The organism is Bacillus sp. B28, from assembly GCF_029536185.1.
GTDB classification, from domain to species: Bacteria; Bacillota; Bacilli; order Bacillales; family Bacillaceae; genus Bacillus; species Bacillus halotolerans.
Window position 1 is genome coordinate 1542560 of the sequence record NZ_CP120511.1, and the last position, 22067, is coordinate 1564626.

The window sequence follows — 22067 nt, forward strand, 5'->3', positions numbered from 1 at the left end:
TGTTCCTCCGAGTAAGAATGTATGATTTTCCATCTGGATGCATCCTCTTTGTCTTCAATTGTATCACAGCTTCGCCCTTTTAGTGTAGAAGTGTTTCTGCCTGCTTTTATCAGTGAAGCATTTCTCTTGTCTTCCATTCATGGTATACTTTTAATGATGATAGACATGATGGAGGATATTAAATGATTGCAGTAAATAATGTGAGCTTGCGTTTTGCGGATCGCAAGTTATTTGAAGATGTAAATATTAAATTTACCCCAGGCAACTGCTACGGGTTAATTGGTGCCAATGGTGCTGGTAAATCAACGTTTCTGAAAGTGTTATCAGGAGAAATTGAGCCTCAGACAGGCGATGTTCATATGAGTCCTGGCGAGCGTCTTGCCATCCTGAAACAGAACCACTTTGAGTACGAAGAGTATGAAGTGCTAAAAGTTGTGATTATGGGACATAAGCGTTTATACGAGGTCATGCAGGAGAAAGACGCAATTTACATGAAGCCTGATTTCTCGGATGAAGACGGAATTCGTGCGGCAGAGCTCGAAGGTGAATTTGCAGAGCTGAACGGATGGGAAGCAGAAAGTGAAGCTGCGATCCTTCTAAAAGGTCTCGGCATCTCAGAAGATCTTCACACGAAGAAGATGGAAGATCTTGGCGGCTCCGAAAAAGTGAAAGTTCTCTTGGCTCAGGCATTATTCGGCAAGCCCGATGTCCTGCTTCTTGATGAGCCGACGAACCACTTAGACCTTCAGGCAATTCAGTGGCTGGAAGAGTTTCTGATTAACTTTGAAAACACTGTGATTGTTGTATCCCATGACCGTCACTTTTTAAATAAAGTGTGTACACATATTGCTGACCTTGATTTTAACAAAATCCAAATCTACGTCGGAAACTATGATTTCTGGTATGAATCAAGCCAGCTTGCTTTGAAGCTTTCTCAAGAAGCGAACAAGAAAAAAGAAGAGCAAATTAAACAGCTACAAGAGTTTGTGGCCAGATTCAGCGCAAATGCGTCTAAATCAAAACAGGCGACTTCAAGAAAGAAACTTCTTGATAAAATTTCTCTTGATGATATTAAACCGTCTTCACGCCGTTATCCTTACGTCAATTTCACACCGGAACGAGAAATCGGTAATGACGTTCTCCGGGTAGAAGGATTAACGAAAACAATTGACGGTGTAAAAGTTCTCGACAATGTCAGCTTTATTATGAATAGAGAAGATAAAATTGCTTTTACAGGGCGTAACGAATTGGCTGTTACTACTCTGTTCAAAATCATTTCCGGGGAAATGGAAGCTGACAGCGGAACATTTAAATGGGGCGTGACGACATCTCAAGCGTACTTCCCTAAAGACAACAGCGAATATTTTGAAGGCAGTGATTTAAATCTTGTAGACTGGCTTCGCCAATATTCTCCTCATGACCAAAGTGAGAGCTTTTTACGCGGCTTCTTAGGACGCATGCTGTTTTCCGGTGAAGAAGTACACAAAAAAGCAAATGTTTTATCCGGGGGAGAAAAGGTTCGCTGCATGCTTTCGAAAGCAATGCTTTCTGGCGCCAATATTTTAATTTTGGATGAACCGACCAACCACTTAGACCTAGAATCTATTACAGCGCTCAATAATGGCTTAATCAGCTTTAAAGGCGCTATGCTGTTTACATCACATGACCACCAATTTGTACAGACGATTGCCAACAGAATCATAGAGATTACGCCTAATGGCATTGTTGACAAGCAAATGAGCTATGACGAGTTCCTTGAAAATGCTGATGTGCAGAAAAAACTGGCTGAACTATACGCGTAATAAAAAAAGCAGAGAATTCTCTGCTTTTTTTTGTACATAGAAAAGAAAGGGGACATTAACTTGAAATTTTTAATTGTCGGAGCAGGTGGAGTAGGCGGTTATATTGGCGGACGGCTTGCAGAGAAAGGGAATGCGGTGACGTTTCTTGTCCGCCAAAAAAGAGCTGAACAGTTAAAACAAACGGGACTAGTTATTCATAGTGAAAAGGGTGACGTGTTCTTTCAGCCCGCAGTAATCACTGCAGGAGAAAAAGAACAGTTTGATGTGGTCATCATCGCTTCTAAAGCATATTCACTCGGTCAGGTGATTAGCGATGTCAAACCTTTTGTCCACAGCGAATCAGTCATTATTCCTTTCTTAAACGGTTATCGTCACTACGAGCAGCTATTTACGGCATTTTCGAAAGATCAGGTGCTGGGCGGGCTGTGTTTCATAGAAAGTGCTTTAAACAATCTGGGAGAAATCAACCATACAAGTGCGTCGCATCGTTTTGTGTTCGGTGAATGGAACGGTGAGCGCACGGAACGGATAAAAAAGCTTGAGGAAGCATTTGCAGGAGTGAAGGCAGAGGTCATCATTAGCGGGCATATTGAGAAAGACATCTGGAAAAAATATCTGTTTATTGCAGCACAAGCAGGAATGACAACCTTATTTCAAAGACCGCTTGGACCAATCCTTGAAACAGAGAGCGGCCGGCACACTGCGCGAACACTCATTGGGGAAATCGGCATGATCTTGCGCAAGGAAGGAGTTCCGGCTGATCCAGAGCTTGAAGAAGACAGCTTCCGCACAATGACAAGCATGTCTTATCATATGAAATCCTCCATGCTCCGTGATATGGAAAATGGCCAAACGACTGAAGGAGATCATCTGCACGGCTTTTTGCTTGATAAAGCAAAGCGTTTGTCTCTGTCAACACCAATATTAGAAACAGTTTATGCCAATCTGCAAATGTATGAAGCAAAAAAATAAGAAGGAGGCGAAAGCCTTCTTCTTTATTTAAAAAGCCCAATTTCCATTTCTAAAGATAGGTTCTCTTTTTCCGTCTTCAGTAATTCCATCAATGTTCATATCCTTAGAACCAACCATAAAGTCTACGTGGGTAATGCTTTCATTTAAGCCTTCTTTGACAAGCTCTTCGCGAGACATCTGTTTTCCGCCCTCAATATTAAAAGCATAGGCACTGCCGATCGCCAGGTGATTTGACGCATTTTCATCAAATAAAGTGTTGTAAAAAAGAATATTTGACTGTGAAATAGCCGAATCGTACGGGACAAGAGCTACTTCACCAAGATAGTGAGAGCCTTCATCTGTTTCGACCAATTCTTTTAAAATGTCTTCTCCTTTTTCGGCTTTAATGTCAACAATACGGCCGTTTTTGAATGTGAGCGTGAAGTTTTCGATAATGTTCCCGCCGTAGCTTAGCGGTTTTGTGCTCGATACAAACCCGTCAACCCCGTCTTTTTGCGGCAGTGTGAATACTTCTTCTGTCGGCATATTGGCCATAAATTCATGTCCGCTTTCATTTACGCTTCCGGCACCTGCCCAAACGTGTTTTTTCGGCAGCTTGATTGTTAAATCAGTTCCTTCCGCTTGGTAATGTAAAGCGGCATAATGTTTTTGGTTCAAATGATCAACTTTTTCATGAAGGTTTTGATCATGATTGATCCACGCTTGAACCGGATTTTCTTCGTTTACGCGTGTGGCTTTAAAAATTTCTTCCCACAGGAGCTGTGTCGCTTCCTCTTCTGATTTGCCAGGGAATACTTTCTGAGCCCAACCTGCTGATGCAGCACCGACGACAGTCCAGCTCACTTTATCAGATTGAATGTATTGTCTGTATGTATGTAACGCTTTGCCTGCAGCTTTTTGGAAGGCGGCAATCCGTTTGGAATCTACCCCTTGCAGTAAATCTGGGTTTGAGGATACGACTGAAATGAAAGCAGCTCCTTTCTTGGCAAGCTCTTCTCTGCCTTTCGCTTCCCATTCAGGATACTCTTCAAAGGCTTCAAACGGCGCCAGGTCATATTTTAATTTGGCCACTTCGTCATCCTGCCAATTCACTGTTACATTTTTTGCGCCTTTTTCATATGCATGTTCTACAATCAGACGGACGAAATCGCGAACCTCCGTCGAAGCATTTACCACCACATACTGGCCTTTTTGGACATTAACGCCGACCTCAACCGCCAGCTGGGCATATGTATTTAGTTTCTCTGAAAATGTATCCATCAATCTTTCCTCCTCGTGCTTTTTTCTCATCATATCAAATAATCTCCTATAAAGAAAAGAAAGGAGTGCAAAGAGAAAAACCCAAAACAAAATGGTCTTGGGCTTTTCAACACTTATGGATGATTCATTTTTACAGTGCCTTCAGGCGCATGAGGCATGTTTGCCAGTGAAATGCTCATGCCTCCAAGAATGATTCCGCTCAAAATGGCTGCAATCGCTACCCGTCTTCCTAAATCTCTAAGCATCTGTTTCCTCCTTATCGTTTCTCCATTTCCCACAATATGAAGCGAGAGAGGAAAAAAGAAGCAGGAATTTCAATTACTTTCTGAGATTTTGCGAGAAAAGGATTATTTAACCGCTTTTTGGAGCTTATCAATCACCTCTAAAGAACGGCCGGTGCCGATTGCCACGGATTCAAGCGGGTTTGGCGCCACGTGTACAGGTACAACGATTTCTTCTGACAGCCATTCTTTGATCCCATTAAGAAGCGCCCCGCCGCCTGTTAAAATTACGCCGCGATCGACAATGTCTCCGCTTAATTCAGGAGGACAGTCCTCAAGTGTGGCTCTAATCGCTTCAAGAATATGAAGGAGAGATTCACGCATCGCGTTTTGAATTTCATTTGATTGAAGCATAATGGTTTTCGGTAGCCCCGTCACAAGGTCACGTCCGCGAATTTCCATTGCATCCGGCACATGCTCAATCAATGCATGGCCAATTTCCATTTTAACCTGCTCAGCTGTGCGTTCACCGATCAGCAAATTGTACTTTTTCCGCACAAAAGCAACGATATCCTCATCAAGCTGGTCGCCGCCGATTCTGATTGAATGGCAGGAGACAACGCCTCCAAAGGAAATAATCGCGACTTCCGTCGTCCCGCCGCCGATATCTACCACCACGTTAGCAACCGGCTCGTCAACCGGCAAATCCGCTCCGATTGCAGCTGCCACCGGTTCTTCAATTAAATGGACGTTTTTCGCTCCGCAATTTTTCACCGCGTCACTGATGGCGCGGCGTTCTACTGCAGTTGAGCCTGATGGTGTGCACACAACGACATTCGGCTTTCTGAACGACATGCCGATGCTCTTTCCGGCTTTTTTCATGATGTGCTTTAACAAATCAGTTGTCATGTCGTAGTCAGCGATAACGCCGTCTTTCATCGGTCTGACAGCGACAATTTTTCCCGGTGTTTTACCGATCATATTTTTCGCGTCAGTCCCGATCGCAAGCACTGCTTTAGTCGTTGTATCTACTGCGACAACAGAAGGTTCATTTAAGATGATTCCTTTATTTTTGCTGTAAACAAGTATATTAGCTGTTCCTAAGTCAATTCCAATTTCAGTTGATTGAAACATGTTTTCACCCAATCTTTATCCTGATTTTATATGATTCTACATTTAAAGTTTCTAAGAAAAGAAGCGATTTTTGGGGGTGTGCGTCGGGAAAGAAATGTTTTTGTAAAAAACTGCGGAAGGGTGTAACAGAAGTAATACATTTTTCGGTTTTATGGAAAAAATATCTTGCGATTCTTCAAGAAAGCGGGAAACTTTTTCTGCGTTTCGTACGTCTACGATATATTGAGGGACAACCTTGAATATTACATGAAAAAAGAAACATTTAAGGAAGAAGGGTTTTTATGAAATCAATAGGTGTTGTAAGAAAAGTAGATGAATTAGGCCGTATTGTTATGCCGATAGAGTTAAGACGGGCACTGGATATTGCTATTAAAGACAGCATTGAGTTTTTTGTCGAGGGCGATAAAATTATTTTGAAAAAGTACAAACCTCATGGCATTTGTTTAATGACTGGGGAAATCACTTCAGAAAATAAAGAGTACGGCAACGGTAAAATTACGTTAAGCCCTGAAGGCGCACAGCTGCTTCTCGAAGAAATTCAAGCCGCTTTAAAAGAATAATATATGTTGAAAAAGGCGGAATGGTGTAATCTCCGCCTTTTTTTGCGTGCCGATTTCTGATTACCGCCGCCTAAGATATGACATCATGAACAAAAGGTAATGAATGATTTGGGATACTTTACATATTTTACTCTATTATTTGTCGAAGAATGGTACAATAAACAGAGAAACACAAGCGGCAGGTGGTCATATGAGAAAATATCAAGCACGTATCATTTCCATTATTTTGGCGATGATTTTTATTATGTTTTGGGATTATTTATTTTATTTTATAGGCAAAAACCCGATTAATTGGCCTGTTGACATTGTGTATACAGCAGTAACGATTTTCAGTGTCTGGATGCTGGCGTATTATGTCGATGAGAAAAAACAGCTGGTCAAGAAAATGAAAGATAATGAATGGAAGTATAAACAGCTTTCTGATGAGAAGAACCGCATCATGGATAATTTACAGGAGATCGTTTTTCAAACAAATGCAAAAGGTGAAATTACATACTTAAATCAAGCGTGGGCAGCTATCACAGGTTTTTCGATCATTGAATGTATGGGGACAATGTATAATGATTATTTCATAAAAGAAAAGCATGTAGCTGATCACATTAATACTCAAATCAAAAACAAAGCGTCCTCGGGGATGTTTACGGCAAAATATGTGACAAAGAACGGGACGATTTTTTGGGGCGAGGTTCACTATAAACTTTACTATGACCGAGATGAGCAATTTACCGGAAGCCTGGGTACAATGTCAGACATCACTGAGCGAAAAGAGGCTGAAGATGAGCTTCTGGAAATCAATGAACGGCTTGCGAGGGAGTCGCAGAAACTGTCAATCACGAGTGAACTGGCTGCCGGCATTGCACATGAAGTCAGAAATCCTTTAACGTCCGTCAGCGGATTCCTTCAAATTATGAAAACATCATATCCGGATAGAAAAGATTATTTTGATATCATCTTTTCAGAGATTAAAAGAATTGACCTGGTGCTCGGCGAGCTGCTGCTGCTGGCGAAGCCGCAGGAAATTACATTTAAAACGCACCCAATCAATGAAATTTTGAAACAAGTCACGACATTGCTTGATACGAATGCCATATTGTCCAATATTGCTATAGAAAAGAATTTTGGTGAGACGGAAGCCTGTATGATTAAAGGGGACGAAAACCAGCTGAAGCAGGTTTTTATCAATATTATCAAAAATGGAATTGAAGCAATGCCAAAGGGCGGTGTCGTTACGATTTCCACTGCTAAAACAGCTTCACACGTCGTAATCAGCGTAAAAGATGAAGGAAACGGCATGTCACAGGAAAAGCTTGAGCAAATCGGAAAACCTTTTTATTCAACAAAGGAGAAAGGCACAGGGCTGGGGCTCGCCATTTGTTTGAGAATATTAAAGGAACATAACGGGGAATTGAAGATTGAAAGTGAAGCTGGAAAAGGCAGCATCTTTCAAGTTGTTTTGCCTTTGAAATCTGACAGCTGAGAGGGGAAAAACAAGATGAACTCGCTTCTGTTTGTATATGGGACCTTAAGGAAGCATGAAAAAAATCATCATTTGTTATCACAGTCGGCTTGTATCAGTGAGCAGGCGCGGACAAAGGGAAGTCTTTTTAATACGGCTGCCGAGGAACCTGCGGCCTTGTTTGGGGCTGATGGCTATATTTGCGGTGAGATATATGAAGCAGATGAATTGTGTATACATAAGCTTGATCTTTTTTATCAAGGCTACCACAAGACATCTGTACATGTCGAAACTGATGCTGGAATCAAGGAAGCAGTTGTATATTATATGAAAAAAGATGATTGTGCTGACTTTGTGAAAATAGGCAGCGGTGACTGGAAAGAACATCAGATGATCAGCAAATCTAAAGATCCCGTGTACTATTTTGCCTACGGATCTTGTATGGACAATGCCCGTTTTCAAAAAGCAGGGGTTGATCATTATTTTCAAGATCCAGTGGGAGGAGCTGTTTTAAAAGGGTATACAACCCGCTTTACGTTAAAAAGGCCAGACGGCTCAAGAGCGGATATCACTGAAGACGGAGGTACGACAGAAGGGGTGTTGTATCGTCTTCCTTTTTCAGCTGTCGCCTATTTATATAAAAGGGAAGGGGTTGAATCTCTTACCTATCGGCCGGCATTTGTAGACGTTGAAGCAGGGGGAAAGCTCTATACTGATTGTTTAACCTTTCTCGTCCTCCGAAAAGAAGCAGAAACAGCACCTCCTCAGCATTATCAAATCGAGATTGAACGGGGAGCGGAGCTTTATTTGACCAAGGGCTTTACTGAACGGCTTAAGCAGCATATGAATTCGCTGCCAAAAGGTTGATGAAATTAACACTGCCTCAAAAGAATATGTTAAAATTTGATCAATATGATGTTAGGTAAAGGAGCACCACTATGAAAAAAGAATTTGCCGTAATTGGACTCGGCCGTTTTGGTGGAAGTATATGCAAAGCATTGAGTGAAGAGGGCGTCGAGGTCATGGCGATGGATATTGATGAAGATAAAGTCAACGAGTATGCCAAGATTGCATCACATGCCGTCATCGGAGACTCGACCGATGAATCTGTTCTGAAAAATTTAGGTTTGAGGAATTTTGACCACGTCATTGTTGCGATCGGTGAAAATATTCAGGCGAGTATATTAACAACTCTGATTCTCAAAGAACTGGGTGTCAATACGATTACAGTTAAGGCTCAGAATGATTACCATGAAAAAGTGCTGTCCAAAATCGGCGCGGATCACATTGTCCACCCGGAACGTGATATGGCAAAAAGAATTGCGCATAATATCGTTTCCAACAATGTACTTGATTATTTGGAGCTGTCAGAAGAGCATAGTCTTGTCGAGATCGTTGCCAACAGCCGTCTTGCCGGAAACACTCTTCTCGATTTAGATATACGGGCGAAATACGGTATTAATATTGTAGCGATTAAAAGGGGCAAGGAAGTCATCGTGTCGCCGCTTGCGACTGAAGTGATACATCAAGAAGATATTCTCATCGTCATTGGATCGGTTACGGATATTTCACGTTTTGAGAAAAGAGTTCTTCATACGAAATAGAAGAAATATAAGCCGTCCTTAGGGGCGGTTTTTTAATATTATCAGAATATAACAACTTTAATGAACTAAGCGCCAATTTACTAAAATTTTATTGACTACGGATAAGCGTTCCGATAGCATATTGTACCATATAAATAAAAAAGAGGAGGGGGCCATTTGAATAAAGAAGCGCTGGTCAAAAGGCTGAATGCTTCAGCCCGCAGACAAAAAGCTGACATCGTCATTAAGAACGGGAAAATCATGGACGTATATAATCATGAGTGGATTTATGAAGATATTGCGATAACAGACGGAGTGATTGTAGGCCTCGGCCAGTATGAAGGTGAAGAAACCATTGATGCAGAGGGGCAAGTCATTGTGCCGGGATTTATTGATGGTCATGTACATATTGAGTCATCAATGGTGACACCGATCGAGTTTGCAAAAGCCGTATTGCCGAATGGCGTGACGACCATCATTACCGATCCGCATGAAATAGCGAACGTGTCCGGTCAGGAAGGGATCAAATTTATGATTGAACAGGCTCGGCAAACACCGCTGAATATCCATTTTATGCTTCCCTCCAGTGTGCCTGCCGCCAGCTTTGAGCGATCCGGTGCGGTACTTCGGGCGGCCGATTTGAAGCCATTTTACGAAGAGAAAGAGGTATTGGGTCTGGCTGAAGTGATGGATTATGTATCGGTTGAGCAGGGTGAAGCAGACATGGTTAATAAGCTGTTTGATGCCCGGAGCGCGGGGAAACGGATTGACGGACATTTAGCAGGCTTGTCAACTGATCTCATCAATATTTACAGAACCGCTTTTGTCTTGACCGATCATGAGGTAACGACGAAGGAAGAAGCGCTGGATCGTATCAGAAGAGGAATGTACGTCATGATGCGAGAAGGGTCAGTCGCCAAAAATACAATGAAAGTGCTGCCGGCTGTTAATGAAAAGAATGCGCGCCGTTTCTTTTTCTGTACTGATGATAAACACGTAGATGATTTATTGTCAGAGGGAAGTGTGAATCATCAGGTGAAAATGGCTATTCAAGCTGGCCTCGATCCGTTTTTGGCATACCAATTGGGAAGCCTGAATGCAGCGGAATGCTACGGACTAGATACAAAGGGAGCGATTGCTCCGGGATTTGACGCCGATTTGCTCTTTATTTCAGATGTGGAAAATGTCACTGTCACAAAGACGTTGGTAAAAGGACAAACTGTTGCTGAAAATAATAAAGCAGTCTGTCAGGCACAAGCTCATACGCTAACACCAGACCCGGCGCTGCTTCATTCCGTTAACCTTGCTGCTCCTCTTTCCGAACAGGATTTTCATATGCCAATTGATCCCCAGCAGCAGATGAATGTCATTCAAATCATACCAAATCAGCTTGAAACACGCCTGGTGAGTGTTCCGGCTCCAGAAGCACCCATTTTTCAGCCTGAAATCGATCTTGACTTGTTAAAGATTGCAGTCGTGGAACGGCATAAGGGATTAAAAGAAACGGGACTTGGTATTGTGAAAGGATTTGGTTTGAAAAGTGGGGCGATTGCAACAACGATTTCACACGATTCGCATAATATCATTGCCGTGGGGACAAATGACACCGATATCGCAGCCGCAGTTAATAAGCTGCAGGAAATTGGCGGCGGATTAACAGTTATAAAAGACGGGGAAGAACTTCACTCGGTTGCTCTGCCGATTGCGGGGTTATTATCCGACCAATCTGCAGAATTGGTGAATCAAAGCTTAATGACGCTTCATGAAAAGCTCTCATTTATCGGTTTTAAAGACCGGTTTAACCCATTTTTGACGCTTTCATTCTTGGCTTTGCCTGTCATTCCTGACATCAAAATGACGACTACAGGATTGTTTGATGTAAAGTCATTTCAGCATATAGCACTGCAATAAAAAAGATGCACTCCTAAGTGAGTGCATCTTTTTTTAAACCTCCATAATGATCGGAAGGATCATTGGGCGGCGTTTCGTTTTTTCATATAAGAACGGAGCAAGCGTATCCGTGATCTCATTTTTGATTTCTGACCATTGAGTGGTTTTTCGTTCCATAACTTTTTGCAAGTGGTTTGAAATAAGCTCCTGGGCGTCATTGATCAAATCACCTGATTCTCTCATGTAAACAAACCCTCTGGAAATCAAGTCAGGGCCCGCTGAAATCTTAAAGTCATCCATATCTATGCTGACAACGACGATCACAAGACCTTCTTCAGAAAGAATTCTGCGGTCGCGAAGCACGATATTTCCAATATCACCGATACCGCTACCGTCGATGTATACTGAACCGGATGGGATTTTACCGGCAACTGAAGCTTCATCGCCTTTAAGCGCCAATACTTCACCGTTATCCATGATAAAGCAGTTTTCTTCAGGGATGCCGCAATCTGTCGCAAGCTTGACGTGCATCTTTTGCATTCTGTACTCACCGTGAATCGGCATGAAGAATTTAGGCTTGATTAAACGAAGCATCAGCTTTTGTTCTTCCTGTCCGCCGTGACCGGATGTATGGATATCATTAAGAGGTCCGTGAATAACCTCGGCCCCCGCACGATACAGCTGGTTAATTGTGCGGCTCACGCTGATTGTGTTGCCCGGAATAGGGGATGAAGAAAATACGACTGTATCCCCAGGATTGATTGAAATCTGCCGATGTGTGCCGTTTGCAATTCTGGATAAAGCCGCCATCGGTTCCCCTTGGCTTCCTGTACACAGGATTGTTACTTTATTGGCAGGAATGCGATTGATTTCGTTATGTTCAATAAACGTATTTTTAGGACAGTTAATATAGCCGAGAGTTTGTCCGATTTCGATAGCCGATTCCATACTGCGTCCAAATACGGCAACTTTTCTTCCATTTAATACAGCAGCCTCAATTACCTGCTGCAAGCGGTGAATATTCGACGCGAATGTAGCGAAGATAACTCGGCCGTCCACCTTGCGGAAAATGTCATGAATGCTTTCTCCGACACGGCGTTCAGACATAGTGAACTCCGGGTTTTCACTGTTTGTGCTGTCTGAAAGGAGGCACAGAACGCCTTCTTTGCCGATTTCGGCCATTTTCGTTAAGTTTGCCGGCTCGCCGACTGGAGTAAAGTCGAATTTGAAATCTCCAGTATGTACGATGTTTCCGGGCGGCGTTTTTACAACAATACCGTAGGAATCCGGAATACTGTGTGTTGTTCTAAAGAATGACACAGCCGTTTTGCGAAATTTTACGATATCATCCTCACCGATGATGTTAAGCTTAGTCTGTCTTAATAATCCGTGCTCTTCAAGTTTATTCCGAAGTAAGCCGATCGCGAGTTTACCGCCGTAAACGGGAATATTGACTTGTCTAAGCAGGTACGGGATGCCGCCGATATGGTCTTCGTGCCCGTGAGTGATAAAAAGCCCTTTAATTTTATCTTCGTTTTTAACTAAATACGTGTAATCGGGAATGACGTAATCAATACCGAGCAGTTCGTCCTCGGGAAACTTGATCCCCGCGTCAATCAGCACAATTTCATCCTGAAACTGCACCGCATACGTATTTTTACCGATTTCGCCCAGTCCTCCGAGGGCGAAAACAGCAGTTTGATCGTTTTTTACAAATTTCATACCGCTCATAACTCCAATACTTTAAAATTTTCACTCTGTTGTTCATATTCTAAAAAAGCACCGTCAACAGGTGTGATAAATTCAATATTAAATTTCTTGTCTTTCAGTTTCGTTCTGACGTCACGCTCTGATACGCCTTCAATATAAAGTGAATCTGTTTTTTCCCGAACAGGTACTTCCTCAGCTTTTTTTTGATAAAATACCTTATAAATCATCCAAATCTCTCCTTAAATGCCGTATGTTAGACTCGCTTATTCTATTATATTCGAAAACGGAATATAAGGAAAGTCTTGAGCAAAATAAGGACCTTTCAAAAAGGGACAGATCCCTTATCAGGCAATGGCTTTCCTGCGGAGCATTCCGTTCCACTGTCTTCTGAGTTTCTTTTTTAATTTCCGAAGCATAACGTGGTCCCTCCTTCGATTGATACTTGTCCAAGGCTGTTTTATACAAATAGTATACGGAGTTTAGCACGGACTTTTCGTGGATATTAATGGAATTTTATTTTGTTTTTGAGGGAAATAGTTTGCTGAACTGAAATCTTTTTGTATGATGAGTGTGGGAATTGCAGATTTAGACGATAAAGGGGAATAACGATGGACTCAAAATTAATTTTTTTCGATATTGACGGCACGATATATGATCACGACAAAAAGATACCGGAAAGCACAAGAAAAACGGTAGCGGAGCTTCAGAGGCAGGGACACCATGTGTTTATCGCCAGCGGGCGGTCCCCGTTTCTGGTGAAGCCGATTTTAGAGGAGTTAGGCATTCACTCATTTATTTCTTACAATGGTCAGTATGTCGTCTTTGAAAATGAAGTGATTTATAAGAATCCGCTGCCTGAAGAAGCTATCAGAAGATTGTTAAAGCAGGCGGGAGAAGGGAGCCACCCGGTTGTATTTATGGCTGAAGATACAATGAAAGCGACTGTTGCTGACCATCCTCATGTCTTAGAGGGAATCGGCAGCCTGAAAACCGACTATCCTGAAACCGATGAGCTTTTCTATGAAGGAAAAGAAATTTTTCAGCTTCTGCTGTTTTGCCAGGATGAAGAAGAAAAAGTTTATGGGGCTTTTCCAGAATTCGATCTTGTGCGCTGGCATGAGCTTTCGACTGATGTTCTGCCGCGCGGCGGATCAAAGGCGGAGGGGATTAAAAAAGTAATCGAGCGCCTTCCGTTTGATATCAGCGATACATATGGCTTCGGTGACGGATTAAATGATCTGCAAATGATTCAGTTTGTCGGAACAGGCGTTGCCATGGGGAATGCCGTTCCTGAATTAAAAGAAGTTGCGGATTTTGTAACAAAGCCTGTAGACGAGGATGGAATTGCTTATGCTGTTAAAGAATTAGGCTTGCTAAAATAAAAAAGCGGCTGGCACTTATAGTGTCAGCCGTATATTTTCTTTTAGCGGTCAATCGCCACCGCATTTTCAGGTTCCTTAAATGGATTTTCTTTATCGATATGATCATAAAACATAACGCCATTTAAATGGTCGATTTCATGCTGAAATACAATCGCCGGAAATCCTTTTAAACGAATGTCTATTTGTTCTCCCTCCAGTGTTGTTCCTTTCACTCTGATACGAGCGTAGCGCGGAACATAGCCGGGAATTGCCTCATCAACTGACAGGCAGCCTTCACCGCTTGTTAAATAGCTTCTTTCAACGGAATGGCTGACGATCTTCGGGTTAAACAATGCATAGCTGTATAACTTCCCGGAAGCATCTTCTGCATGGACTGCGATCATCCGTTTATTAATATTAATTTGAGGTGCCGCAAGTCCTACGCCGGGGCGCAGATTGTATTTTTCAGCTAATTCCGGATTTTGGCTGTTTTTTACGAATTCAATCATATCCGCCAGCTGCTGTTTTTCTTCTTCTGTGGCAGGCAGCCCGACAGGCTCTGCTGTCTCTCTTAAGGCAGGGTGGCCGTCGCGCACGATGTTTTCCATAGTAATCAAGAAACTTCACTCCTAAAGCTTAATATGTAAATTATATCGGATTTCTTCGTAAAGGTGCAACGAAACGAATGACCAGCCGTAAAGGCTGGTCAGTGTTTTACTGTGTAATTAGCAACAGCCTCCGCCTAAATAAGCAGCTCCAACAATGATTAACAGAATGAATAAAACAACGATTAACGCAAATGTGCGGCCATATCCTGCTCCGCCATATCCGTAACCATAACTGCAGCAGCCTCCGCCGTAACCATATCCATAACCGTACATGAACATAACCTCCTCTTTTAATTACGCCAGAGCCTTGTAGTAGGCATAGCGTCTACAATAACCTATGTAAAAACAAAAAAGTTGTATGGTCATCTGTCCTGATTTTTCACGATTAGATCTTATTTTTTACTCAGAAAGCCATGCGATAACCACCTGGCTATTGTCAAATATCTCTATGGATTCTATAGTAGAAATTGTCAAGATTGGGGGATTTAACGTGAAAGACAGAATAAAACGGCGCTACGGTGTGAAAATCGGAGCCTTTTGCGCTGTGGCTTTACTATTAACCGGATGTGTGGGACAGGACCCGCTGGATTCACTTCATGACTCATTAGAAAAAGTCGCTGATCTAGAAAAACCGTTTCAAGAAGAACAGAAAACGCTCGAAGAATTAGAGAAGAAAGAACATGCTCTCTACAATGATGTCATCAAGCTCAATATGGATGATTATAAAAAAATCGTTTCATTATCAGACGAAGCGCTAGAGAATGTAAATAAACGAGAAGAACATCTAAAGCTTGAAAATGAGAGCATCGAAAAATCCGAATCAGAATTTGAGGAAGCCAAAAAATCCGCAGAAAATATTAAGGATAAACACATCAAGGCAAAAGCCGAGACTGCGGCAGATCATATGAAAAAAAGATATGCTGCATACAGCTCTATGTTTGAAGAATATGAAAAAGCGATTAAACTTAATAAAAAACTGTATAAGCTGCTGAAAGACAAAGACTTGACGCTGAATAAGCTTGATCAGCAGATTGAAAAAGCGAATGCATCTTATAAAAAAGTCCTTAAACAAAGCGGAGAATTTGATGTGCAAACGGAGAAATATAATAAAGCCCGCGAAGATTTATATGACGCCGCAGGCTATCATATAAAAAAGAGCTGACTATGATCAGCTCTTTTTTTAAATTCTATTCAAAATTTAAATTTCTATTGTAGTACAGTGTGATAGGTTATACTAGTACAGTTTGAGGTACAGGCTGCATCTGTTTTTTTATAGAAAATGTAAAGCGAATACATTTATTGAAAATCAGCGATGAAAACGATTGACGGTTCTTCTTTATATGGTGTAAACTAATCCATGTTAAGCGGTGTTGTATTAGTTTTTTACAACTTCGAAATAATACAGTTCAAAGCAGAGTGTAACTATCCTACATAAATGGTTTCGGCAAACTGGGGATCGGCTAAAATATATACGACTTACTGCTGATACTTTAGGGTACCCTAAGTTTGTATGTATAAAAGGAATGCACGTCTAATGACTGTTTAAAAGAAAGGAAGAGGTGACTTTAGTATGGCTGCAAAAACGAAAAAAGTAATCGTTGATAGTAAGAAGCAATTTGATGCCATTAAAAAGCAGTTCGAAACGTTCCAAATTTTAAATGAAAAGGGAGAAGTCGTGAATGAAGCGGCGATGCCTGATTTAACTGATGATCAATTGAAAGAGCTTATGCGCCGCATGGTATTTACGCGTGTGCTTGATCAGCGCTCTATCTCATTAAACCGTCAAGGACGTCTCGGATTCTACGCTCCTACTGCGGGCCAAGAAGCTTCTCAGATTGCTACACATTTCGCGCTTGAAAAAGAAGACTTCGTTCTTCCGGGATACCGTGATGTGCCTCAGTTAATCTGGCACGGCCTTCCATTATATCAAGCGTTCCTGTTCTCTCGCGGACATTTCCGAGGAAACCAAATGCCTGATGATGTGAATGCCCTTTCTCCACAAATCATTATCGGTGCTCAATACATTCAAACGGCCGGTGTTGCGCTAGGTCTTAAAAAACGCGGTAAGAAAGCTGTCGCAATCACTTACACTGGTGACGGCGGAGCTTCACAAGGGGACTTCTACGAAGGAATTAACTTTGCCGGCGCTTATAAAGCACCTGCGATCTTCGTTGTACAAAACAACCGTTACGCGATTTCAACTCCAGTTGAAAAACAATCTGCAGCAGGCACAATTGCACAAAAAGCAGTAGCTGCCGGTATTGTGGGTGTACAAGTAGACGGAATGGATCCGCTTGCTGTATACGCTGCAACTGCTGAAGCACGCGAACGGGCGATTAACGGTGAAGGCCCGACACTGATTGAAACACTGACATTCCGTTATGGCCCGCACACAATGGCTGGTGACGATCCGACTAAATATCGCACAAAAGAAATCGAAAACGAGTGGGAGCAAAAAGATCCGCTTGTACGCTTCCGTGCGTTCCTTGAAAACAAAGGCCTATGGTCTGAAGAAGAAGAAACAAAAGTAATCGAGGATGCAAAAGAAGAAATTAAGCAGGCGATCAAAAAAGCGGATGCTGAGCCTAAGCAAAAAGTAACTGATTTAATGAAAATCATGTTCGAAAAAATGCCTCATAACCTTGAGGAGCAATTTGAAATTTATACACAGAAGGAGTCGAAGTAAGCCATGGCGCAAATGACAATGATTCAAGCAATCACGGATGCGTTACGCACAGAACTGAAAAATGACGAAAATGTCTTAGTTTTCGGAGAAGACGTTGGTGTTAACGGCGGCGTATTCCGTGCGACAGAAGGATTGCAAAAAGAATTCGGTGAAGACCGTGTGTTTGACACGCCACTTGCTGAATCTGGTATCGGCGGTCTTGCCCTTGGTTTAGGCTTAAACGGCTTCCGTCCGGTAATGGAAATCCAATTCTTCGGATTTGTTTACGAAGTAATGGATTCAGTTTCTGGCCAAATGGCTCGTATGCGTTACCGTTCTGGCGGACGCTGGACTTCACCTGTAACCATTCGTTCTCCGTTCGGCGGCGGTGTTCATACTCCTGAGCTTCACGCTGACAGCTTAGAAGGTCTTGTTGCACAACAGCCTGGTATCAAAGTTGTTATTCCATCAACTCCTTACGATGCCAAAGGACTTTTGATTTCTGCGATCAGAGACAACGATCCTGTTGTTTTCTTAGAGCACATGAAGCTTTACCGTTCTTTCCGTCAGGAAGTTCCTGAAGAAGAATACACAATTGAGCTTGGCAAAGCTGACGTAAAACGTGAAGGTACTGACCTTTCAATCATCACTTACGGCGCAATGGTTCATGAATCATTAAAAGCTGCCGAGGAGCTTGAAAAAGACGGCATTTCTGCTGAAGTTGTCGACCTTCGCACTGTAAGCCCGCTTGACATTGATACAATCATCGCATCTGTAGAAAAAACAGGACGCGCGATTGTTGTTCAAGAGGCACAAAAACAAGCCGGTATTGCTGCAAACGTAGTAGCAGAAATTAATGACCGTGCGATCTTGAGCTTGGAAGCACCTGTACTTCGCGTGGCTGCGCCTGATACAGTATTTCCTTTCTCTCAAGCGGAGAGCGTATGGCTTCCAAACCATAAAGATGTTCTTGAAACAGCAAGAAAAGTACTTGAATTTTAATCAAACTGCATAATCGAGAGGGAAGATGAACGTTTTCCCTCTATTATATATCTGTTTTCAATGCTTACGTTGTAAACTTTAAAATTGCTTAATCAAACTAGGAGGTCGAGAACTGTGGCATTTGAATTTAAACTTCCAGATATCGGGGAAGGTATCCACGAAGGCGAAATCGTAAAATGGTTTGTCAAGCCTAACGATGAGGTTGACGAAGATGATGTACTGGCGGAAGTCCAAAATGATAAAGCAGTAGTAGAAATTCCTTCACCTGTTAAAGGAAAAGTATTAGAATTAAAAGTTGAAGAGGGAACGGTTGCAACTGTTGGACAAACGATCATTACGTTTGATGCACCTGGTTACGAAGACCTTCAATTTAAAGGCAGCGATGAGTCTGGCGACGCAAAAACTGAAGCACAAGTTCAGTCTACTGGTGAAGCTGGACAAGATGTTGCGAAAGAAGAGCGTGCTGAAGAGCCTGCTAAAGAAACTGGCGCAGGACAGCAGGACCAATCTGAAGTTGACCCGAACAAACGCGTGATCGCTATGCCTTCTGTACGTAAATACGCTCGTGAAAAAGGCGTAGATATCCGTAAAGTAACAGGTTCAGGCAACAACGGACGTGTTGTGAAAGAAGATATCGACAGCTTTGTAAACGGAGGAGCGCAAGAAGCTGCGCCGCAAGAAACGGCTGCACCTCAAGAAACTGCTGCTAAACCGGCTGCTGCACCGGCTCCAGAGGGTGAATTCCCAGAAACTCGCGAAAAAATGAGCGGTATCCGTAAAGCAATTGCAAAAGCGATGGTTAACTCTAAACATACTGCTCCTCATGTAACACTAATGGACGAAGTGGACGTAACAAACCTTGTTGCACATCGTAAACAGTTCAAACAGGTTGCTGCTGATCAAGGCATCAAGCTGACATACTTGCCTTACGTTGTAAAAGCTCTTACATCTGCACTGAAAAAATTCCCTGTTTTAAACACGTCAATTGACGATAAAACAGATGAAGTAATCCAAAAACATTACTTCAACATCGGTATAGCTGCTGACACTGAAAAAGGCTTGCTTGTGCCAGTTGTAAAAAATGCAGACCGTAAAGCGATCTTTGAAATTTCTGATGAGATCAACAGCCTTGCAACAAAAGCTCGTGAAGGCAAGCTTGCTCCAGCTGAAATGAAAGGCGCATCTTGCACAATTACAAACATCGGTTCAGCCGGCGGACAATGGTTCACTCCGGTTATCAACCATCCAGAAGTTGCGATTCTTGGTATCGGACGCATTGCAGAAAAAGCGATTGTTCGTGATGGCGAAATCGTAGCAGCTCCAGTCTTAGCTCTTTCTCTCAGCTTCGACCACCGTATGATCGACGGAGCGACTGCGCAAAATGCACTAAATCACATCAAGCGTTTACTGAACGATCCACAATTAATTTTAATGGAGGCGTAATGTTATGGTAGTAGGAGATTTCCCTATTGAAACAGATACTCTTGTAATTGGTGCGGGACCTGGCGGCTATGTAGCTGCCATCCGCGCTGCACAGCTTGGACAAAAAGTAACAGTCGTTGAAAAAGCAACTCTTGGAGGCGTTTGTCTGAACGTTGGATGTATCCCTTCAAAAGCGCTGATCAATGCTGGCCATCGTTATGAGAATGCTAAGCATTCTGATGACATGGGAATCACTGCTGAGAACGTAACAGTTGATTTCACAAAAGTTCAAGAGTGGAAAACTTCTGTTGTTAACAAGCTTACTGGCGGTGTAGCAGGTCTTCTTAAAGGCAACAAAGTAGATGTAGTAAAAGGCGAAGCTTACTTTGTAGACAGCAATTCAGTTCGTGTAATGGATGAGAATTCTGCTCAAACATACACGTTCAAAAACGCAATCATTGCGACTGGTTCTCGTCCTATCGAATTGCCAAACTTCAAATATACTGAGCGTGTCCTAAATTCAACCGGCGCTTTGGCTCTTAAAGAAATTCCTAAAAAGCTTGTTGTTATCGGCGGCGGATACATCGGAACTGAGCTTGGAACTGCGTATGCAAACTTCGGCACTGAGCTTGTTATTCTTGAAGGCGGAGATGAAATTCTTCCAGGCTTCGAAAAACAAATGAGTTCCCTTGTAACTCGCAGACTGAAGAAAAAAGGCAACGTTGAAATCCATACAAACGCGATGGCTAAAGGCGTTGAAGAAAAAGCTGACGGCGTAACAGTCACTTTCGAAGTAAAAGGTGAAGAAAAAACCGTTGATGCTGATTACGTACTGATTACTGTCGGACGCCGTCCAAATACTGATGAGCTTGGTCTTGAGCAAGTCGGTATTGAAATGACTGACCGCGGTGTTATCAAAACTGACAAACAGTGCCGCACGAACGTACCTAACATCTATGCAATCGGTGATATCATTGAAGGACCGCCGCTTGCTCACAAAGCATCTTACGAAGGTAAGATTGCTGCAGAAGCGATCGCTGGAGAGCCTGCAGAAATCGATTACCTTGGTATTCCTGCGGTTGTCTTCTCTGAGCCTGAGCTTGCATCAGTCGGTTACACTGAAGCACAAGCGAAAGAAGAAGGCCTTGACATTGTTGCTGCTAAATTCCCATTTGCAGCAAACGGCCGCGCGCTTTCTCTTAACGAAACTGACGGCTTCATGAAGCTGATCACTCGTAAAGAGGATGGCCTTGTAATCGGTGCGCAAATCGCCGGCGCAAGCGCTTCTGACATGATTTCTGAATTAAGTTTAGCTATCGAAGGCGGCATGACTGCTGAAGATATCGCTATGACAATTCATGCGCATCCAACATTGGGTGAAATCACAATGGAAGCTGCTGAAGTTGCAATCGGAAGCCCGATTCACATCGTAAAATAATAGAGATGACATAACAAACAGCCCCGCTGTAAGCGAGGGCTGTTTTATTTATTTAGACAGTACATGCTGTAATGGTTTAATGATGTCTTCTTTCTTTTTCACACATCCCTCTATTTTCACAACGACATGCCGCTGATCAACTACCATGAGAGTAGGGACGGTTTCGATTTCATCTTCCCAGCCTTTTCTGTTATCGTATACCTTCATTTTATCTATTTGGTCAGGATAATCCTTTTCTAAATCTAGCAGAGCATCATAATATGACGCCTCTTGATCAATTTGATTTTCATCAGAAAAAAATAGGATTTGAGTATGATGAATGCTGTCAATTCGGCTTTTTTTTATTGGATTGATTGTGGAAAGGGTGCAGCCCGATAAAGCAAATACTATCATCAGTATGGGAAATACCGCGCGATATCGCATCTATCTTCTCCTCTGTATAAACCATAGTAAACTAGTTTTAGTTTATCATGAGTAACCGCGTCATCTGCTTCTTGTTACCTAATTGTTATATAATTGAAACCGTTTTTAAAGAGAGATAGCATCTCTTTAAACCCAATACTCTGAACGTCACACATTATTCATCGCGAATCTCATTTGCAATTTCGTTACACTATTCAAAAAAAGTTCGCGAAAACATGAAATCACAATGTCTTTTCAGCATAAGTATCGAATGAAAGCGTTTGTTAAGAAGATGATAATTCATGGAACCGAAAAGAAAAAACATGTTACATTAAAAGTTTTCGAAATAAATGTGTTATACAATTTGTTGTTGACATTTTAAATGTGACATATTAATATAATACCAACAAAAGAAATTAAGCGTTTTCAAAACTAAAAGAAATGGGGAATGAGAGATGGGTACGATTGTTTGCCAAGATTGTAACGAAGCCATTCATTACTTCGAGGATGAGAAGGTTACAACGTTATACGGTACATGCTGCGGACAATGTCAGTGTCCTCTTGATGAAGAGTAAGAAAAA

23 protein-coding genes are annotated in these 22067 nt (G+C 42.2%); 15 read left to right on the plus strand and 8 right to left on the minus strand.

Annotated features, from left to right (window positions below; all coding sequences use genetic code 11):
- Nucleotides 1-48 precede the first annotated feature (48 nt).
- Genes P3L57_RS07800 through P3L57_RS07810 form a run of 3 tightly spaced genes read left to right on the plus strand, consistent with a single transcriptional unit; the run spans nt 49 to nt 2774 of the window.
- Complete coding sequence (locus tag P3L57_RS07800; RefSeq protein ID WP_157722710.1) at nt 49-186, plus strand: hypothetical protein; 138 nt, start codon at nt 49-51, stop codon at nt 184-186.
- Nucleotides 183-1802 carry an ABC-F family ATP-binding cassette domain-containing protein gene (locus P3L57_RS07805; RefSeq protein WP_024121248.1) on the plus strand — a complete coding sequence of 540 codons (1620 nt, stop codon included), beginning with the start codon at nt 183-185 and terminating at the stop codon, nt 1800-1802. Before P3L57_RS07800 ends, P3L57_RS07805 begins: the two co-directional genes overlap by 4 nt.
- Before the next feature lie 60 nt (nt 1803-1862).
- Nucleotides 1863-2774, plus strand: a complete 912-nt coding sequence (locus P3L57_RS07810) for a ketopantoate reductase family protein (protein WP_044156034.1) — start codon at nt 1863-1865, stop codon at nt 2772-2774.
- Between the two features lie 27 nt (nt 2775-2801).
- Here P3L57_RS07810 and P3L57_RS07815 read toward each other — a convergent pair whose 3' ends face one another.
- The 3 genes from P3L57_RS07815 to mreBH form a co-directional block, all read right to left on the minus strand.
- Nucleotides 2802-4034, minus strand: a complete 1233-nt coding sequence (locus P3L57_RS07815; protein WP_069486626.1) for an aminopeptidase — start codon at nt 4032-4034, stop codon at nt 2802-2804.
- A 113-nt stretch (nt 4035-4147) separates the two neighbouring features.
- Entirely contained in the window at nt 4148-4279 is a 132-nt protein-coding gene (locus P3L57_RS07820) for a protein YkpC (RefSeq protein WP_024121251.1), read from the minus strand.
- 102 nt (nt 4280-4381) lie between these two features.
- Nucleotides 4382-5389, minus strand: coding sequence for a cell shape-determining protein MreBH (gene mreBH / locus P3L57_RS07825; RefSeq protein ID WP_024121252.1), 1008 nt, complete (start codon nt 5387-5389; stop codon nt 4382-4384).
- 281 nt (nt 5390-5670) lie between these two features.
- Between mreBH and abhA the strand changes: the two genes are divergently transcribed.
- The 5 genes from abhA (at nt 5671) to ade (ending at nt 10899) form a co-directional block, all read left to right on the plus strand.
- Nucleotides 5671-5949: a transcriptional regulator AbhA gene (abhA, locus tag P3L57_RS07830; protein ID WP_024121253.1), complete on the plus strand. Its 279-nt coding sequence runs from the start codon at nt 5671-5673 to the stop codon at nt 5947-5949.
- 190 nt (nt 5950-6139) lie between these two features.
- On the plus strand, nt 6140-7426 hold the full coding sequence (gene kinC, locus P3L57_RS07835) for a two-component sensor histidine kinase KinC (protein WP_069486489.1): 1287 nt from the start codon (nt 6140-6142) through the stop codon (nt 7424-7426).
- A 15-nt stretch (nt 7427-7441) separates the two neighbouring features.
- The gene (locus tag P3L57_RS07840; RefSeq protein WP_059292847.1) at nt 7442-8272 is read left to right on the plus strand and encodes a gamma-glutamylcyclotransferase family protein; all 831 of its coding nucleotides are present in this window, start codon (nt 7442-7444) and stop codon (nt 8270-8272) included.
- Nucleotides 8273-8343: 71 nt separating this feature from the next.
- Nucleotides 8344-9009 carry a Ktr system potassium transporter KtrC gene (gene ktrC, locus P3L57_RS07845; RefSeq protein WP_010334094.1) on the plus strand — a complete coding sequence of 222 codons (666 nt, stop codon included), beginning with the start codon at nt 8344-8346 and terminating at the stop codon, nt 9007-9009.
- A 156-nt stretch (nt 9010-9165) separates the two neighbouring features.
- Complete coding sequence (gene ade / locus P3L57_RS07850) at nt 9166-10899, plus strand: adenine deaminase (protein ID WP_059335858.1); 1734 nt, start codon at nt 9166-9168, stop codon at nt 10897-10899.
- A 33-nt stretch (nt 10900-10932) separates the two neighbouring features.
- Here the strand turns inward: ade and rnjA are convergent, their stop codons facing one another.
- A complete protein-coding gene (gene rnjA, locus P3L57_RS07855; RefSeq protein WP_010334096.1) occupies nt 10933-12600 on the minus strand; it encodes a ribonuclease J1 in 1668 nt (555 codons plus the stop codon).
- A gap of 5 nt (nt 12601-12605) precedes the next feature.
- The gene (gene rnpZA, locus P3L57_RS07860) at nt 12606-12815 is read right to left on the minus strand and encodes an RNA polymerase subunit omega 1 (RefSeq protein ID WP_010334097.1); all 210 of its coding nucleotides are present in this window, start codon (nt 12813-12815) and stop codon (nt 12606-12608) included.
- 381 nt (nt 12816-13196) lie between these two features.
- Between rnpZA and P3L57_RS07865 the strand changes: the two genes are divergently transcribed.
- Nucleotides 13197-13970, plus strand: a complete 774-nt coding sequence (locus tag P3L57_RS07865) for a Cof-type HAD-IIB family hydrolase (RefSeq protein WP_069486490.1) — start codon at nt 13197-13199, stop codon at nt 13968-13970.
- A gap of 41 nt (nt 13971-14011) precedes the next feature.
- On the opposite strand, the gene def is transcribed toward P3L57_RS07865, so the two are convergent.
- Both def and P3L57_RS07875 read right to left on the minus strand, forming a co-directional pair.
- Nucleotides 14012-14566, minus strand: a complete 555-nt coding sequence (gene def, locus P3L57_RS07870) for a peptide deformylase (protein ID WP_069486491.1) — start codon at nt 14564-14566, stop codon at nt 14012-14014.
- A gap of 108 nt (nt 14567-14674) precedes the next feature.
- Nucleotides 14675-14830 carry a YjcZ family sporulation protein gene (locus P3L57_RS07875; RefSeq protein ID WP_024121259.1) on the minus strand — a complete coding sequence of 52 codons (156 nt, stop codon included), beginning with the start codon at nt 14828-14830 and terminating at the stop codon, nt 14675-14677.
- A 217-nt stretch (nt 14831-15047) separates the two neighbouring features.
- Between P3L57_RS07875 and P3L57_RS07880 the strand changes: the two genes are divergently transcribed.
- From P3L57_RS07880 to lpdA, 5 genes are all read left to right on the plus strand, one after another.
- A complete protein-coding gene (locus P3L57_RS07880; protein ID WP_069486492.1) occupies nt 15048-15719 on the plus strand; it encodes a YkyA family protein in 672 nt (223 codons plus the stop codon).
- 408 nt (nt 15720-16127) lie between these two features.
- On the plus strand, nt 16128-17243 hold the full coding sequence (pdhA, locus tag P3L57_RS07885) for a pyruvate dehydrogenase (acetyl-transferring) E1 component subunit alpha (RefSeq protein WP_024121261.1): 1116 nt from the start codon (nt 16128-16130) through the stop codon (nt 17241-17243).
- 3 nt (nt 17244-17246) lie between these two features.
- Entirely contained in the window at nt 17247-18224 is a 978-nt protein-coding gene (gene pdhB, locus P3L57_RS07890; protein WP_014113660.1) for a pyruvate dehydrogenase complex E1 component subunit beta, read from the plus strand.
- A 114-nt stretch (nt 18225-18338) separates the two neighbouring features.
- Nucleotides 18339-19667: a pyruvate dehydrogenase complex dihydrolipoyllysine-residue acetyltransferase gene (gene pdhC, locus P3L57_RS07895; RefSeq protein ID WP_277617517.1), complete on the plus strand. Its 1329-nt coding sequence runs from the start codon at nt 18339-18341 to the stop codon at nt 19665-19667.
- 4 nt (nt 19668-19671) lie between these two features.
- Entirely contained in the window at nt 19672-21084 is a 1413-nt protein-coding gene (gene lpdA / locus P3L57_RS07900) for a dihydrolipoyl dehydrogenase (RefSeq protein ID WP_044156025.1), read from the plus strand.
- Nucleotides 21085-21132: 48 nt separating this feature from the next.
- Here the strand turns inward: lpdA and slp are convergent, their stop codons facing one another.
- The gene (slp, locus tag P3L57_RS07905) at nt 21133-21507 is read right to left on the minus strand and encodes a peptidoglycan-associated lipoprotein Slp (RefSeq protein WP_024121264.1); all 375 of its coding nucleotides are present in this window, start codon (nt 21505-21507) and stop codon (nt 21133-21135) included.
- 434 nt (nt 21508-21941) lie between these two features.
- Here slp and P3L57_RS07910 point away from each other — a divergent pair, with 434 nt between their 5' ends.
- Nucleotides 21942-22061, plus strand: coding sequence for a GapA-binding peptide SR1P (locus P3L57_RS07910; RefSeq protein ID WP_010334106.1), 120 nt, complete (start codon nt 21942-21944; stop codon nt 22059-22061).
- Nucleotides 22062-22067: the final 6 nt, after the last annotated feature.

What these genes read in the sequence shown, in the direction of transcription:
- mreBH (WP_024121252.1), bottom strand. Translation starts at nt 5,389, where the DNA reads ATGTTTCAATCAACTGAAATTGGAATTGACTTAGGAACAGCTAATATA.
- P3L57_RS07865 (WP_069486490.1), top strand. Translation starts at nt 13,197, where the DNA reads ATGGACTCAAAATTAATTTTTTTCGATATTGACGGCACGATATATGAT.
- P3L57_RS07815 (WP_069486626.1), bottom strand. Translation starts at nt 4,034, where the DNA reads ATGGATACATTTTCAGAGAAACTAAATACATATGCCCAGCTGGCGGTT.
- P3L57_RS07910 (WP_010334106.1), top strand. Translation starts at nt 21,942, where the DNA reads ATGGGTACGATTGTTTGCCAAGATTGTAACGAAGCCATTCATTACTTC.
- P3L57_RS07840 (WP_059292847.1), top strand. Translation starts at nt 7,442, where the DNA reads ATGAACTCGCTTCTGTTTGTATATGGGACCTTAAGGAAGCATGAAAAA.
- rnjA (WP_010334096.1), bottom strand. Translation starts at nt 12,600, where the DNA reads ATGAAATTTGTAAAAAACGATCAAACTGCTGTTTTCGCCCTCGGAGGA.
- P3L57_RS07820 (WP_024121251.1), bottom strand. Translation starts at nt 4,279, where the DNA reads ATGCTTAGAGATTTAGGAAGACGGGTAGCGATTGCAGCCATTTTGAGC.
- pdhB (WP_014113660.1), top strand. Translation starts at nt 17,247, where the DNA reads ATGGCGCAAATGACAATGATTCAAGCAATCACGGATGCGTTACGCACA.
- slp (WP_024121264.1), bottom strand. Translation starts at nt 21,507, where the DNA reads ATGCGATATCGCGCGGTATTTCCCATACTGATGATAGTATTTGCTTTA.
- P3L57_RS07805 (WP_024121248.1), top strand. Translation starts at nt 183, where the DNA reads ATGATTGCAGTAAATAATGTGAGCTTGCGTTTTGCGGATCGCAAGTTA.
- abhA (WP_024121253.1), top strand. Translation starts at nt 5,671, where the DNA reads ATGAAATCAATAGGTGTTGTAAGAAAAGTAGATGAATTAGGCCGTATT.
- pdhA (WP_024121261.1), top strand. Translation starts at nt 16,128, where the DNA reads ATGGCTGCAAAAACGAAAAAAGTAATCGTTGATAGTAAGAAGCAATTT.
- ktrC (WP_010334094.1), top strand. Translation starts at nt 8,344, where the DNA reads ATGAAAAAAGAATTTGCCGTAATTGGACTCGGCCGTTTTGGTGGAAGT.
- lpdA (WP_044156025.1), top strand. Translation starts at nt 19,672, where the DNA reads ATGGTAGTAGGAGATTTCCCTATTGAAACAGATACTCTTGTAATTGGT.
- P3L57_RS07875 (WP_024121259.1), bottom strand. Translation starts at nt 14,830, where the DNA reads ATGTACGGTTATGGATATGGTTACGGCGGAGGCTGCTGCAGTTATGGT.
- kinC (WP_069486489.1), top strand. Translation starts at nt 6,140, where the DNA reads ATGAGAAAATATCAAGCACGTATCATTTCCATTATTTTGGCGATGATT.
- rnpZA (WP_010334097.1), bottom strand. Translation starts at nt 12,815, where the DNA reads ATGATTTATAAGGTATTTTATCAAAAAAAAGCTGAGGAAGTACCTGTT.